This window comes from Pseudomonas sp. MH9.2 (assembly GCF_034353875.1).
Lineage (GTDB): Bacteria > Pseudomonadota > Gammaproteobacteria > Pseudomonadales > Pseudomonadaceae > Aquipseudomonas.
In genome coordinates, this window is sequence record NZ_CP133784.1 from 4134200 (window position 1) to 4149580 (window position 15381).

The window sequence follows — 15381 nt, forward strand, 5'->3', positions numbered from 1 at the left end:
GTGGCCCGTTCCAAAACAAGCCATAACTGGTTGAAAGAACATTTCGACGACCCTTACGTCAAAATGGCGCAAAAAGACGGGTATCGTTCGCGTGCCAGCTACAAGCTCCTGGAGATCCAGGAAAAGGACCGGTTGATCCGCCCAGGCATGACCGTTATCGACCTTGGCGCCGCGCCAGGAGGCTGGTCGCAGGTTACCAGTCGTCTGATTGGTGGTCAGGGGCGTTTGATCGCCTCAGACATTCTCGAAATGGACAGCATCCCTGATGTGACCTTCATTCAGGGTGATTTCACGGAGGATGCGGTGCTGGCTCAAATCCTCGAGGCTGTCGGTAATACACAAGTAGACCTTGTGATTTCCGATATGGCCCCCAATATGAGTGGACTGGCTGCTGTTGACATGCCACGCGCTATGTTTCTTTGCGAGCTGTCGCTTGATTTGGCGGGTCGTGTATTGCGTCCAGGTGGTGATTTTCTGGTCAAGATTTTCCAGGGCGATGGTTTCGACGCGTTCCATAAGTCGGTTCGCCAAGTGTTTGACAAGGTCCAGATGCGCAAACCGGCGGCTTCACGCGATCGGTCTCGCGAGCAGTATTTGCTGGGTCGAGGGTTTCGCGGCATCAAGGGCGCTGAAAGCGTTGAGCGGCTTTGATGTCGGCGATAGGTTTTATTAAATGGCCTTGCCAATGAAGCATAAACGAACATGATGTAGTCAATGTTTCACAAAGGGTTACAGACGGCGCCTGCCACACCCGTAGGTAATGTAGTAAGTTAGGCCGGTGAATATCATGCGAGGCACGCTCCTGCGTGGGGCTTGCTTCAGAGGGTAGCTAATTGAACGATATGGCAAAGAATTTGATCCTGTGGTTGATCATCGCCGCTGTCCTTGTGACAGTGATGAACAACTTCTCCAGCCCAAACGAGCCGCAAACCCTCAACTATTCCGAGTTCATCCAGCAGGTTAAGGATGGCAAGGTCGAGAAGGTTGCCGTCGACGGTTATGTCATCACCGGCAAGCGTGCCGATGGCGACTCTTTCAAAACTATTCGCCCGGCGATTCAGGACAATGGCCTGATCGGTGATCTGGTGGACAATCATGTAGTGATTGAAGGCAAGCAGCCTGAGCAGCAGAGCATATGGACTCAGCTTCTGGTCGCAAGCTTCCCGATCCTGGTGATCATCGCTGTCTTCATGTTTTTCATGCGGCAGATGCAGGGTGGTGCCGGCGGTAAAGGCGGGCCGATGAGCTTTGGCAAGAGCAAGGCGCGGCTGCTGTCCGAGGATCAGGTCAAGACCACGCTGGGCGACGTTGCCGGTTGCGACGAAGCTAAAGAAGAAGTCGGCGAACTCGTTGAGTTTCTCCGTGATCCGGGCAAGTTCCAGCGTCTGGGCGGCCGGATCCCACGCGGTGTGCTGATGGTTGGCCCGCCAGGGACCGGTAAAACCCTGTTGGCCAAGGCCATTGCAGGTGAAGCCAAGGTACCGTTCTTCACTATTTCCGGTTCCGACTTTGTCGAGATGTTCGTGGGCGTTGGTGCAAGCCGCGTCCGGGACATGTTTGAACAAGCCAAGAAACATGCGCCGTGCATCATCTTCATCGACGAAATCGATGCGGTCGGTCGCCATCGTGGTTCTGGCATGGGGGGTGGTCACGATGAACGTGAGCAGACTCTCAACCAGTTGCTGGTGGAGATGGATGGCTTCGAAATGAATGACGGCATCATCGTCATCGCCGCTACCAACCGTCCGGACGTACTCGACCCTGCGCTGCTGCGTCCAGGCCGTTTCGACCGTCAGGTGGTGGTTGGTCTGCCGGATATTCGTGGTCGCGAACAAATTCTGAAAGTCCATATGCGCAAAGTACCCATGGGTGAAGACGTCAACCCGGGCGTGATCGCTCGTGGTACGCCGGGCTTCTCCGGTGCTGACCTGGCTAACCTGGTCAACGAAGCTTCTCTGTTTGCCGCGCGTACCGGTAAACGTATCGTTGAGATGAAAGAGTTTGAGTTGGCCAAAGACAAGATCATGATGGGCGCCGAGCGCAAATCAATGGTCATGTCCGAGAAAGAGAAACGGAACACGGCTTATCACGAAGCGGGTCACGCCATCGTGGGTCGCATGGTGCCTGAACATGATCCGGTCTATAAGGTGTCTATCATTCCGCGTGGTCGTGCGCTGGGTGTGACCATGTTCTTGCCTGAAGAAGATCGTTACAGCTTGTCCAAGCGTGCGCTGATCAGTCAGATCTGCTCGCTGTATGGCGGGCGAATCGCTGAAGAAATGACCTTGGGCTTCGACGGCGTGACCACTGGCGCTTCCAACGACATTATGCGTGCAAGTCAAATTGCCCGGAACATGGTGACCAAGTGGGGCTTGTCAGAAAAGCTCGGTCCGCTGATGTATGCTGAAGATGAGGGTGAAATGTTCCTCGGTCGCGGCGGCGGCGGTCAGCACTCCAGCGTTTCTGCTGAAACGGCAAGGCTTATCGACTCTGAAGTTCGGAGTATCATTGATCAGTGCTACGGCAGCGCCAAGCATATCCTCACGGAGAATCGTGACAAACTTGATGCGATGGCCGATGCGCTGATGAAATATGAAACCATCGATGCTGAACAGATCGATGACATCATGGCCGGTCGCGCTCCTCGCGAACCGCGTGATTGGGAAGGTGGCTCCGGTACTACTCCGGCCGCGCCTCTGGGCCCGCGTCCAGAAACCCCTATCGGCGGTCCGGCTGCTGAACTCTAAGGTCTGACATGACTTCTGCGCTGTACCCAACCCGGTTGCCTTGCGGCAGCCGGGTTCTTGATTTGGCCCATACGCACGTGATGGGCATCCTGAATATCACGCCAGACTCTTTTTCGGACGGCGGCCGATTCAGTCAGCGCGAGGCGGCGTTGCGTCACGCCGAAGAGATGGTCGCTGCAGGTGCGACGTTGATCGATGTCGGTGGCGAGTCCACGCGGCCCGGTGCGCGCGCAGTTTCTCCTGTCGAAGAGCTTGAACGAATAGGTCCTGTCGTCGAGGCGCTAAGTCGCGAACTTGATGTGATTATTTCGGTCGATACTTCTACGCCAGCGGTCATTCGTGAGACGGCGCGCCTCGGTGCGGGCCTTATCAACGATGTGCGCTCTTTGCGTCGTGAGGGTGCTCTGGACGCTGCTGCGGCCACGGGTTTGCCTGTGTGTCTGATGCATATGCGCGGCGAGCCGGGCGATATGCAGGATAATCCGCAGTATGAGGATCTTGTGGGGGAGGTGTCCGCGTTTTTGCTCGAGCGGATGGAGCAGTGCGCGGCAGTCGGCATACCGCGTGAGCGGATTATTCTGGATCCGGGATTTGGCTTTGCTAAAAACCTTCAGCACAACCTGAGCCTGTTCAAGCATATGGAAGCCTTGCATGCGCTCGGCAGGCCGTTATTGGTAGGTGTGTCGCGCAAGAGCATGATTGGTCAGGTGCTTGGGCGTCCGGTTGCTGAGAGGCTTTCTGGTGGTCTGGCGTTGGCCGCCATGGCCATGATCAAGGGTGCACGCATTTTACGTGTGCACGATGTGGCCGAAACCGTCGACGTGGTGCGAATGATCGCTGCAGTCGAATCGGCTGAATAAGAATGAGGGAGCATCCATGACTAGAAAATATTTCGGTACCGACGGCATTCGTGGCCGGGTCGGTCAATTTCCGATTACTCCGGATTTTATGCTCAAGCTTGGCTGGGCCGCAGGGATGGCGTTCCGTCGCTTGGGTGCTTGCCGGGTTCTTGTCGGTAAAGACACGCGCATTTCTGGCTACATGTTCGAGTCGGCGCTGGAGGCCGGTCTCTCGGCTGCTGGCGCTGACGTCATGCTGCTGGGGCCGATGCCTACTCCGGCCATCGCCTATCTGACCCGCACCTTTCATGCCGAAGCTGGCATTGTGATCAGTGCGTCGCACAATCCTCATCATGACAACGGCATCAAATTCTTCTCTGGTCAGGGCACCAAATTGCCTGACGAAGTGGAAATGATGATCGAAGAGCTGCTTGATGCGCCGATGACGGTGGTTGAGTCCGATAAGCTGGGCAAGGTTTCGCGTATCAATGATGCCGCCGGGCGTTATATCGAATTCTGTAAAAGCAGTGTTCCGAGCAGTACCGATTTTGCAGGTTTAAAGCTGGTCATCGATTGCGCTCACGGGGCCACTTACAAAGTCGCACCCAACGTTTTTCGTGAGTTGGGCGCTCAGGTGACAGTTTTGTCGGCTGAGCCTAACGGCTTGAACATCAATGATGACTGCGGGTCGACCCATATGGGCAACTTGCAGGCTGCTGTGCTGGCAGGGCATGCCGATCTGGGTATCGCCTTCGATGGCGATGGCGACCGGGTGCTGATGGTCGATCACACGGGTGCAATCGTCGATGGTGATGATCTTTTGTTCATTATTGCGCGTGATTTGCATGAACGAGGCAAGCTGCAAGGCGGTGTCGTTGGCACGCTGATGAGTAATCTCGGGCTTGAGCTGGCATTTGCGGACTTAAAGATTCCGTTCGTGCGTGCGGGCGTTGGTGACCGTTATGTAGTTGCGGAGTTGCTTGAGCGTAACTGGCAGATCGGTGGTGAGAACTCCGGTCACATTATCTGCTTCCAGCACACCACGACCGGTGACGCTATCATTGCTGCGCTGCAGGTTCTGCTAGCACTACGTCGTCGCGACGAAAGCCTGGCGTTGGCGCGACAAGCGCTGCGCAAGTGTCCTCAGGTACTGCTTAATGTGCGCTTCGCAGGCGGTGTGGATCCGGTCCAGCATCCTGCCGTGAAAGAGGCTTGCGAGCGCGTTACTGTGGCTATGGGTGGCCGTGGGCGCGTGCTGTTACGCAAATCTGGCACTGAGCCATTGGTCCGTGTCATGGTCGAAGGTGACGACGAAATCCTGGTTCGCGGTTACGCCGATGAGCTGGCAAAACTGGTAACTGAAGTTTGCGCCTGATTTCGGCTTGCCAGTGTTGATGCGGTTGGGTAACATCTGCGCCCACTTTGACCGACGAGGTACAGCATGCGTCGCCTAATGGTAGCTGGTAACTGGAAGATGCACGGTACCCGCGCCAGCGTCGCTGAGCTGATCAATGGCCTTCGTAATCAGGCCTTGCCGAGCGGTGTTGATGTAGCGGTGTTTCCGCCTTGTTTGTACATCAATCAGGTGATTGACGGCCTTGATGGCAAGTCGGTCGCCGTAGGTGCGCAGAATTCTGCGGTAGAGCCAGTGCAGGGTGCGTTGACCGGTGAGACTTCGCCGAGTCAGCTGGCTGATGCGGGCTGTACCCTGGTCCTGGTAGGGCACTCTGAGCGTCGTCAGATCATGGGCGAGCGCGACGATGTCCTTAATCGCAAGTTCGCGGCAGCTCAGGCGTGTGGTTTGACGCCGGTGTTGTGCGTAGGGGAGACCCTGGAGCAGCGCGAAGCGGGTAAGACGTTTGAAGTTGTCGCGCGTCAGCTTGGCAGCATCATCGAAGAGCTGGGCGTCGGTGCTTTTGTAAATGCAGTCATTGCTTACGAGCCTGTCTGGGCCATTGGTACCGGACTGACTGCATCGCCCCAACAGGCGCAGGAAGTGCACGCAGCCATTCGTGCGCAGTTGGCGGCAGAGAATGCTGAGGTTGCACAAGGTGTGCGGCTTCTTTATGGCGGCAGCGTGAAGGCGGCCAATGCGGCTGAACTGTTCGGCATGCCGGATATCGATGGGGGGCTCATTGGTGGAGCGTCCCTGAATGCAGATGAGTTCGGTGCGATTTGTCGCGCCGCGGGAAACTGAAAAAATGCTGGAAACAGTCGTAGTCGTTTTTCATCTGTTGGGTGCGCTGGGCGTTGTCGCTCTGGTATTGCTGCAGCAGGGCAAGGGTGCGGACGCTGGTGCGTCTTTCGGTGCAGGTGCTTCAAATACTGTGTTCGGAAGCCAAGGTTCCTCTACCTTTCTTAGTAAGTTTACTGCTATACTTGCCGCCGGTTTCTTCATAACCAGCTTAGGGTTAGGTTACTTTGCTAAAGAGAAAGCTCATCAGCTGACTCAAGTAGGTTTGCCTGATCCAGCAGTATTGGAAGTACCGCAGAAAAAGCCGGCTACAGAAGATGTGCCGGTGCTCGAAGCGCAAAAGCCAGCGGCTAAACCTGCTGACGTACCTCAAGCGCCACAGCAAAAGTAACACCGGATCGGGCGGTTGATGTTGAACCGCTAAAGAGTTGTATTGCCGAGGTGGTGGAATTGGTAGACACGCAACCTTGAGGTGGTTGTGCCCATAGGGTGTAGGGGTTCGAGTCCCCTTCTCGGTACCAATTATCAAGATAGCCCGCAGTAGCGGGCTTTCTTGTCGGTGGAGGTTCGATTGACCCTGCGAGGGATCGGTCGTATACTTCCGCCCCAGCTTTGTCGCGGGGTGGAGCAGTCTGGTAGCTCGTCGGGCTCATAACCCGAAGGTCGTTGGTTCAAATCCAGCCCCCGCAACCAGTTTTAGCGGAGCCCCTTTTTAGGGGCTTTTTGTTAGCTGGACAGTCATAGCGCCGCTATTCAACGGCGTTTTCAGGGATGGGCGTTTCGCCCATTTTTTATTTGCATTGCATGCACGAGGGGGTTCAGGTGTCGAGCAAGCTAGAACAGTTGCAGGCCTTGGTGGCCCCGGTGGTCGTGGCCCTTGGCTATGAATGCTGGGGAATTGAGTTTTCGGCTCAAGGTCGCCATTCACTGTTGCGTATTTATATTGATAAAGAAGGCGGCGTTTTGGTGGATGACTGCGCCATAGTCAGCCGTCAGATCAGCGGTGTTCTGGACGTCGAAGATCCAATCGCCGTTGAATACACCCTTGAAGTCTCTTCTCCTGGCATGGAGCGCCCACTGTTCACGCTTGAGCAGTTTGCTTTGCACGCCGGCGAACAAGTGAAGATAAAGCTGCGTTCGCCCTTCGATGGTCGTCGCAACTTTCAGGGCCTTCTCCGCGGGGTGGAGGAGCAAGACATCGTGGTGCAGGTAGAAGACCACGAATACTTGTTGCCGATCGACTTGATCGACAAAGCCAACATTATCCCCAAGTTTGACTGAGACGCGGATCCCGCGGATCCAATGGCTTGCGAAAGGCGAGGCGTACGATGAGCAAAGAAGTACTGCTGGTTGTTGAGTCGGTGTCCAATGAAAAGGGCGTACCGGCAGGTGTGATTTTCGAAGCGCTGGAGCTGGCTCTTGCCACTGCTACCAAAAAGCGTTTCGAAGATGAAGTTGAGCTGCGTGTGGAGATTAATCGCCAGACCGGTAACTACGAGACTTTCCGTCGCTGGACAGTGGTCGAAGACGAAGATCTGGACGATCCAGCACACGAACTGGCTGTCGATCAGGCCCAGGAAAAACAGCCTGGTGCCGTAGCCGGTGATGTTGTCGAAATTAAAATCGACTCTATCGAATTCGGTCGGATCGCTGCACAGACTGCCAAGCAAGTCATCGTGCAAAAAGTCCGCGAAGCCGAGCGTGCTCAAGTCGTTGATGCTTATCGTGAGCGTCTTGGCGAAATTATTTCTGGCACTGTTAAAAAGGTTACGCGTGACAATGTCATCGTCGACCTGGGTAACAATGCCGAAGCGTTGCTGGCGCGTGAAGACATTATTTCGCGGGAAACTTTCCGCGTGGGTGTCCGCGTTCGTGCACTGCTTAAAGAAATCCGCACCGAGAACCGTGGCCCTCAGCTGATCCTGTCGCGTACTGCGCCAGAGATGCTGATTGAGCTGTTTCGGATTGAAGTGCCGGAAATCTCCGAAGGTCTCATCGAGGTGATGGCTGCCTCCCGTGACCCGGGTTCGCGTGCAAAAATCGCTGTTCGCTCCAAGGACAAACGAATCGATCCGCAAGGCGCTTGTATTGGTATGCGTGGTTCGCGCGTTCAAGCTGTTTCCGGCGAGTTGGGCGGCGAGCGTGTGGACATCGTGCTGTGGGACGATAACCCGGCCCAGTTCGTCATCAACGCCATGTCACCGGCTGAAGTGGCGGCAATTATCGTTGATGAAGATGCCCATGCAATGGACATCGCCGTTGGCGCAGACAATCTGGCTCAGGCCATTGGTCGCGGTGGTCAGAACGTGCGTCTGGCCAGCCAATTGACTGGCTGGACCCTGAACGTGATGACCGAATCGGACATCCAGGCTAAGCAGCAAGCAGAAACCGGTGACATCCTGCGCAACTTCATCGACGAGTTGGAAGTCGACGAAGATCTGGCACAGGTACTGGTTGATGAAGGCTTCACCAGTCTGGAAGAGATTGCCTACGTACCGTTGGAAGAAATGCTCAACATCGATGGCTTTGACGAAGATACCGTCAACGAGCTTCGCGCTCGGGCCAAAGATCGTTTGTTGACTAAAGCCATCGCTACTGAGGAAAAGCTGGCAGACGCCCATCCGGCCGAAGACCTGCTCTCGCTTGAGGGTATGGACAAGGATTTGGCGATGGAACTGGCGGTGCGCGGCGTAGTTACCCGCGAAGACCTGGCCGAGCAGTCTATTGACGACCTGCTCGACATCGACGGCATTGACGATATTCGTGCCGGCAAGTTGATCATGGCCGCCCGAGCCCATTGGTTCGAGTAAGTAGGCGCGGCCTGAGGAGAGAAGTGCATGACGCAAGTCACGGTGAAAGAACTGGCCACAGTGGTCGACACACCGGTAGAGCGCCTGTTACAGCAGATGCGTGAGGCAGGTTTGCCGCACACCGCCGCCGAACAAGTTGTGACCGACATAGAGAAACAAGCCCTGTTGACGCATTTGAAAAGCGGTCACAAGGCCAAAGTGGAAGAGCCGCGCAAGATCACTTTGCAGCGCAAAACCACAAGCACACTTCGCGTTGCTGGCAGCAAAAGCATCAGCGTTGAAGTGCGCAAGAAGAAAGTTTTCGTACAGCGCAGCCCGGAAGAAATCGAAGCCGAGCGTAAACGCGAAGTGGACGAACGTCGTGCGGTAGAAAATGCTGCACGTCAAAAGGCTGAAGAAGAATCCAAGCGTCGCGCCGAAGAACAAGCGCGTAGCCAGCCTGCTCCTGCGCAATCGAACGGTACTGAAGCTGTTGCCGCGCCTGTTGCTGTTGCCGAACCTGTGCGTCAAGCACCGGTTTCGGCTGCTGCACCGGCTGCCGATGCCCGCAAGAAAGACGAACAGCGTCGCCCGGACAAACCGCGCAGCGATGACAACAATCGTCGTAGCGGCGGTGGTGGTGATGGCGATCGCAAGAACGCTCCGCACCGTGCTTCCGTTAAAGAGAAAGCACCAGCGCCACGTGTTGCACCTCGTACTACCGACGAAGAAAGCGACAGCTTCCGTCGTGGTGGTCGCGGCAAGGCCAAGCTGAAAAAGCGTAACGCTCACGGTTTCCAGAGCCCTACCGGGCCGGTCATTCGCGACGTTGCCATCGGCGAGACCATCACTGTCGGCGAGTTGTCCGCACAGATGTCGGTCAAAGCGGCTGAAGTGATCAAGTTCATGTTCAAGATGGGCACCCCGGTGACCATCAATCAGGTACTGGATCAGGAAACTGCCCAGTTGATCGCCGAAGAGTTGGGCCACAAGGTCAAACTGGTCAGCGACAACGCCCTGGAAGATTCTCTGGCCGAATCGCTGAAGTTCGAAGGTGAGACGTTCGCCCGTGCACCGGTTGTGACCGTAATGGGCCACGTTGACCACGGTAAAACCTCGCTGCTCGACTATATTCGTCGTGCCAAGGTTGCAGCTGGCGAAGCCGGCGGCATCACCCAGCACATCGGTGCGTACCACGTTGAAACTGATCGTGGCATGGTCACCTTCCTCGACACCCCAGGCCACGCTGCGTTTACCGCAATGCGTGCTCGTGGTGCCAAGGCGACCGACATCGTGATTCTGGTTGTTGCTGCGGACGACGGCGTGATGCCGCAGACCATTGAAGCTGTTCAGCATGCCAAGGCCGCCGGTGTTCCGCTGGTCGTAGCAGTGAACAAAATCGACAAGCCAGGTGCTGATCTCGATCGCATCAGAAGCGAATTGTCTGTCCAAGGTGTTACTTCCGAAGAGTGGGGCGGCGAGACTCCGTTCGTACTCGTCTCTGCGAAAGTAGGTACTGGCGTTGACGAACTGCTCGAAGCGGTCCTGTTGCAAGCCGAAGTACTGGAACTGAAAGCGACCCCGTCCGCTCCTGGTCGTGGTGTCGTGGTTGAATCGCGTCTCGACAAAGGTCGTGGTCCGGTTGCAACCGTTCTGGTTCAAGACGGTACGCTGCGTCAAGGCGACATGGTATTGGTTGGCTCGAACTTCGGCCGTATCCGCGCCATGCTCGACGAGAACGGCAAGCCAGTTAAAGAAGCAGGTCCTTCGATTCCGGTCGAAATCCTGGGTCTTGATGGCACACCGGACGCTGGCGACGAGCTGAGCGTACTGACTGACGAGAAGAAAGCGCGCGAAGTCGCTCTGTTCCGTCAAGGCAAGTTCCGCGAAGTCAAACTGGCTCGCGCTCATGCCGGCAAGCTTGAAAACATCTTCGAGAACATGGGCCAGGAAGAGAAGAAGACGCTTAATATCGTCCTCAAATCTGACGTTCGTGGTTCGTTGGAAGCTCTGCAGGGCGCCCTTGGCGGTCTGGGTAACGACGAAGTGCAAGTGCGCGTAGTCGGCGGCGGTGTCGGTGGTATCACCGAAAGCGACGCTAACTTGGCACTGGCTTCCAACGCTGTACTGTTCGGCTTCAACGTGCGTGCCGATGCTGGCGCTCGCAGGATTGTCGAGCAGGAAGGTCTGGATATGCGTTACTACAACGTGATCTACGACATCATCGAAGACGTCAAGAAAGCCCTTACCGGTATGCTTGGCAGCGACGTTCGGGAGAACATCCTGGGTATCGCCGAAGTCCGTGACGTATTCCGTTCGCCGAAGTTTGGTGCGATTGCTGGCTGTATGGTTCTGGAAGGTGTGGTTCACCGCAACCGTCCGATCCGTGTACTGCGCGAAGACATCGTTATTTTCGAAGGCGAACTCGAGTCCCTGCGCCGCTTCAAGGACGACATGTCCGAAGTGCGTGCCGGCATGGAATGCGGTATCGGCGTCAAGAGCTACAACGACGTCAAAGCCGGTGACAAGATCGAAGTGTTCGAGAAAGTCCAAGTGGCTCGCAGCCTCTAAGTCGCGAGTTGTAAGAGCCATGACGGGTCGTCGCATGCAAATGCGCTGCGATCCGTCATGGGCTCTAAACGCAACGCCCGGTCCGACATTTTGTCAGGCCGGGCGTTTGCCGCTTTCAGACCGTACGGGTTTCGCCCCGGGTCAGTGACAGGTAGTAGACATGGCAAAAGAATATAGCCGTACCCAACGCATTGGCGATCAGATGCAGCGCGAGCTGGCACAGCTGATCCGCCGCGAAATCAAAGACCCGCGCGTCGGCCTGGTCACCATCACGGCTGTCGATGTCAGCCGTGACGTTGGTCATGCGAAGATTTTCATGACCGTGATGGGTCAGGACAGTGCTGAAGAAATAGCCCAGACCATCAAGGTTCTCAACGCTGCGGCAGGTTTTCTGCGCATGCAACTGGCTCGCGAGATGAAATTGCGCAGCGTTCCACAGTTGCATTTCCATTACGACGAAAGCGTCGTGCGTGGCGCTCATCTTTCTGCATTGATCGAACGTGCTGTGGCTGAAGATGGCCATCACCCGGAAAATGTGCAGGCAGAAGACGCTACCCAGGAAAACTCCCTGGCAGAAAGCGACAAGCCAGAAAGCAACAAGGAGTAATGCGGGTGGCGCAGGTCAAACGTATACGCCGTAACGTCAGCGGGATCATCCTGCTCGACAAACCGCTGGGCTTCACGTCCAACGCAGCCTTGCAGAAAGTGCGTTGGTTGCTCAATGCGGAAAAGGCCGGGCATACCGGCAGCCTCGATCCGCTCGCGACGGGCGTATTACCGTTGTGTTTTGGCGAAGCGACAAAGTTTTCCCAATACTTGCTTGATTCGGACAAAGCGTACGAAACCAAGATGCAATTGGGTAAAACCACCACCACGGCAGACGCTGAAGGTGATGTTTTACAAATTCGTCCCGTGACCGTTGGTCGTGCCGATATCGAAGCGGTTTTACCGTTTTTTCGCGGTGAAATCAGTCAGATACCGCCGATGTACTCAGCGCTCAAGCGCGATGGTCAACCCCTGTACAAGCTGGCCCGAGCAGGGGAAGTGGTGGAGCGCGAACCGCGTTCTGTTACTATCACGCGCCTGGAATTGCTGGAATGCGACGTCGATACTGCACGTCTTGCAGTGGACTGCACCAAAGGCACCTATATCCGTACCCTCGTGGAAGATATCGGTGAAAAGCTTCGGTGTGGCGCCTATGTCGCAGAGTTGCGTCGTACGCAGGCCGGACCTTTCAGCCTGGCTCAGACGGTTACGCTGGAAGAGTTGGAGCAGGTACACGCCGAGGGTGGTAACGAAGCGGTTGATCGCTTCCTGATGCCTTCGGACAGCGGTTTGCTGGATTGGCCGCTGCTGCAGTTCTCGGAACACAGTTCGTTTTACTGGCTGCATGGTCAGCCCGTAAGAGCACCGGACGCGCCACAATTTGGCATGGTTCGCGTGCAAGATCATGAAGGTCGCTTCATCGGAATCGGTGAAGTGAGTGAAGACGGGCGGATCGCGCCGCGTCGATTGATTCGGTCAGAATGACCGGACGAGGGTGGCTGTCAATGGGCACGGTCACATCTCATTTAAAAATACGAGGATTTGTCCTCGGCCCATTGAAACTGTCTCTCTGGAGCGGTTTCTCGAATAAAGGATTGCCCACATGGCACTCAGCGTAGAAGAAAAAGCTCAGATCGTAGCCGACTACCAGCAAGCTGTTGGTGATACTGGTTCGCCAGAAGTGCAAGTTGCACTGCTGACCACTAACATCAACAAACTGCAAGGCCACTTCAAGGCCAACGGTAAAGATCACCACTCACGTCGTGGTCTGATCCGTATGGTAAACCAGCGTCGCAAGCTGCTGGATTACCTTAAAGGTAAGGACGTTAGCCGTTACAGCGCCCTGATCGCTCGTCTGGGTCTGCGTCGCTAATAACGACGTTGCTAGAGGTTGGTTGTTTGTCACGGCTCATCGGGTTTACCTGATGGGTCGTGGCAGGCTCCCAGCCTCAAGTTTTATCTGGACGGTCGATGGGTCCGATCCCTGTCACTGCCCAAGAATTCGCAAGAAACCAGTTCCCCAAGAGCCACAAAGAAGGTAGGAAACCGTGAACCCGGTCATCAAGAAATTCCAATTCGGTCAATCGACCGTCACCCTCGAGACAGGCCGTATCGCCCGTCAAGCTTCCGGCGCAGTATTGGTCACCGTTGACGACGACGTCAGCGTGTTAGTGACTGTGGTCGGTGCCAAGCACGCTGACGCAGGCAAAGGCTTCTTCCCACTTTCCGTTCACTACCAGGAAAAAACCTACGCTGCGGGCAAAATTCCCGGCGGTTTCTTCAAGCGTGAAGGCCGTCCTTCCGAGAAAGAAACCCTGACTTCGCGTCTGATCGACCGTCCGATCCGTCCGTTGTTTCCAGAAGGTTTCATGAACGAAGTGCAGGTTGTCTGCACCGTTTTGTCCACCAGCAAAAAGACTGATCCAGACGTCGCTGCCATGATCGGCACCTCGGCTGCACTGGCGATCTCCGGTATTCCTTTCGACGGCCCTATCGGTGCTGCGCGCGTTGCTTTCCACGAAAGCACCGGCTACCTGCTGAACCCGAACTACGAACAACTCAAGGCTTCGAGCCTGGACATGGTTGTAGCCGGTACCTCGGAAGCGGTATTGATGGTTGAATCGGAAGCTAAAGAGCTGACCGAAGACCAGATGCTGGGCGCTGTACTGTTCGCCCATGACGAATTCCAGGTTGTTATCCAGGCCATCAAAGAACTGGCTGCCGAAGCTGCCAAGCCGACGTGGGACTGGAAAGCACAACCAGAAAACACCGCACTGCTGAGCGCGATTCGCGCTGAGTTCGGCGATGCGATTTCCCAGGCTTACACCATCACCGTCAAGCACGAGCGTTATGCCCGTCTGGGTGAGTTGCGTGACCAGATCGTTGCCAAGCTTTCCGGCGAAGAAGGTCAACCGACTTCCAGCGAAGTCAAAGCTGCTTTCGGCGAAATCGAATACCGCACCGTGCGCGAGAACATCGTTAACGGCAAGCCGCGTATCGATGGTCGTGATACCCGCACTGTACGTCCGCTGAACATCGAAGTCGGCGTTCTGCCGAAGACTCACGGTTCGGCATTGTTCACCCGTGGCGAAACCCAGGCTCTGGTTGTAGCGACTCTGGGTACCGCACGTGATGCACAGTTGCTCGATACCCTCGAAGGCGAGCGCAAAGACCCGTTCATGCTGCACTACAACTTCCCTCCGTTCTCGGTGGGCGAGTGTGGTCGTATGGGCGGTGCTGGTCGTCGCGAAATCGGTCACGGCCGTCTGGCTCGTCGCAGCATACAAGCCATGCTGCCTGCTGCTGACGTGTTCCCGTACACCATTCGTGTGGTATCGGAAATCACCGAGTCCAACGGTTCCAGCTCCATGGCTTCGGTCTGCGGTGCTTCCCTGGCATTGATGGACGCGGGTGTGCCGATGAAGGCACCCGTAGCCGGTATTGCCATGGGTCTGGTTAAAGAAGGCGAGAAGTTCGCCATCCTGACCGACATCCTGGGTGACGAAGATCACTTGGGCGACATGGACTTCAAAGTAGCCGGTACCGCCAAAGGTGTTACCGCGCTGCAGATGGACATCAAGATCAAAGGCATCACCGAAGAAATCATGGAGATCGCTCTGGGCCAAGCCCTGGAAGCTCGCCTGAACATCCTCGGTCAGATGAACAAGATCATTGGTCAGTCGCGTACCGAACTGTCGGAAAATGCTCCGACCATGATCGCGATGAAAATCGACACCGACAAAATCCGTGATGTCATCGGTAAAGGCGGCGCGACGATCCGTGCGATCTGTGAAGAGACCAAGGCTTCGATCGACATCGAAGACGACGGCACCATCAAGATCTTTGGCGAAACCAAGGAAGCGGCTGAAGCAGCACGTCAGCGCGTTCTGGGCATCACCGCTGAAGCCGAGATCGGCAAGATCTACATCGGTAAGGTTGAGCGTATTGTCGACTTCGGCGCATTCGTTAACATCCTGCCTGGCAAAGACGGCCTGGTTCACATTTCCATGTTGAGCGATGCTCGCGTTGAGAAAGTGACTGACATCTTGCAAGAAGGTCAGGAAGTTGAAGTTCTGGTGCTGGACGTGGACAACCGCGGCCGCATCAAACTGTCGATCAAAGACGTTGCAGCAGCAAAAGCATCGGGCGTGTAATTAGCCTGATTGCCATACGCTGAAAAAAGGACCCTTCGGGGT

The 15381-nt window shown here is 55.8% G+C and carries 13 protein-coding genes and 2 tRNA genes; all 15 read left to right on the plus strand.

Annotated elements, in window-relative coordinates:
- The 15 genes from rlmE to pnp all read left to right on the plus strand — a co-directional run bounded on the left by rlmE (position 1) and on the right by pnp (position 15339).
- Entirely contained in the window at positions 1–651 is a 651-nt protein-coding gene (gene rlmE, locus RHM55_RS19015; protein WP_322177815.1) for a 23S rRNA (uridine(2552)-2'-O)-methyltransferase RlmE, read from the plus strand.
- A 191-nt stretch (positions 652–842) separates the two neighbouring features.
- Complete coding sequence (gene ftsH / locus RHM55_RS19020; protein WP_322177816.1) at positions 843–2747, plus strand: ATP-dependent zinc metalloprotease FtsH; 1905 nt, start codon at positions 843–845, stop codon at positions 2745–2747.
- 8 nt (positions 2748–2755) lie between these two features.
- The gene (gene folP, locus RHM55_RS19025; protein ID WP_322177817.1) at positions 2756–3607 is read left to right on the plus strand and encodes a dihydropteroate synthase; all 852 of its coding nucleotides are present in this window, start codon (positions 2756–2758) and stop codon (positions 3605–3607) included.
- Positions 3608–3623: 16 nt separating this feature from the next.
- Positions 3624–4961, plus strand: coding sequence for a phosphoglucosamine mutase (gene glmM / locus RHM55_RS19030; RefSeq protein ID WP_322177818.1), 1338 nt, complete (start codon positions 3624–3626; stop codon positions 4959–4961).
- A 66-nt stretch (positions 4962–5027) separates the two neighbouring features.
- A complete protein-coding gene (gene tpiA / locus RHM55_RS19035) occupies positions 5028–5783 on the plus strand; it encodes a triose-phosphate isomerase (protein WP_322177819.1) in 756 nt (251 codons plus the stop codon).
- A gap of 4 nt (positions 5784–5787) precedes the next feature.
- Positions 5788–6171 carry a preprotein translocase subunit SecG gene (gene secG, locus RHM55_RS19040; protein ID WP_219063875.1) on the plus strand — a complete coding sequence of 128 codons (384 nt, stop codon included), beginning with the start codon at positions 5788–5790 and terminating at the stop codon, positions 6169–6171.
- Between the two features lie 44 nt (positions 6172–6215).
- Positions 6216–6301 (plus strand) — tRNA-Leu (locus tag RHM55_RS19045).
- A gap of 95 nt (positions 6302–6396) precedes the next feature.
- Positions 6397–6473: transfer RNA gene (locus tag RHM55_RS19050), tRNA-Met, on the plus strand.
- Between the two features lie 129 nt (positions 6474–6602).
- The gene (rimP, locus tag RHM55_RS19055) at positions 6603–7061 is read left to right on the plus strand and encodes a ribosome maturation factor RimP (protein WP_219063830.1); all 459 of its coding nucleotides are present in this window, start codon (positions 6603–6605) and stop codon (positions 7059–7061) included.
- 47 nt (positions 7062–7108) lie between these two features.
- Positions 7109–8590 carry a transcription termination factor NusA gene (gene nusA / locus RHM55_RS19060; protein ID WP_219063829.1) on the plus strand — a complete coding sequence of 494 codons (1482 nt, stop codon included), beginning with the start codon at positions 7109–7111 and terminating at the stop codon, positions 8588–8590.
- Positions 8591–8617: 27 nt separating this feature from the next.
- Entirely contained in the window at positions 8618–11140 is a 2523-nt protein-coding gene (infB, locus tag RHM55_RS19065) for a translation initiation factor IF-2 (RefSeq protein ID WP_322177820.1), read from the plus strand.
- A gap of 160 nt (positions 11141–11300) precedes the next feature.
- Entirely contained in the window at positions 11301–11747 is a 447-nt protein-coding gene (gene rbfA / locus RHM55_RS19070) for a 30S ribosome-binding factor RbfA (protein WP_322177821.1), read from the plus strand.
- Between the two features lie 5 nt (positions 11748–11752).
- A complete protein-coding gene (gene truB, locus RHM55_RS19075) occupies positions 11753–12670 on the plus strand; it encodes a tRNA pseudouridine(55) synthase TruB (RefSeq protein ID WP_322177822.1) in 918 nt (305 codons plus the stop codon).
- Positions 12671–12788: 118 nt separating this feature from the next.
- Positions 12789–13058, plus strand: coding sequence for a 30S ribosomal protein S15 (rpsO, locus tag RHM55_RS19080; protein ID WP_219063825.1), 270 nt, complete (start codon positions 12789–12791; stop codon positions 13056–13058).
- A 175-nt stretch (positions 13059–13233) separates the two neighbouring features.
- Positions 13234–15339 carry a polyribonucleotide nucleotidyltransferase gene (gene pnp, locus RHM55_RS19085; RefSeq protein ID WP_322177823.1) on the plus strand — a complete coding sequence of 702 codons (2106 nt, stop codon included), beginning with the start codon at positions 13234–13236 and terminating at the stop codon, positions 15337–15339.
- The last annotated feature ends 42 nt before the right edge of the window (positions 15340–15381 follow it).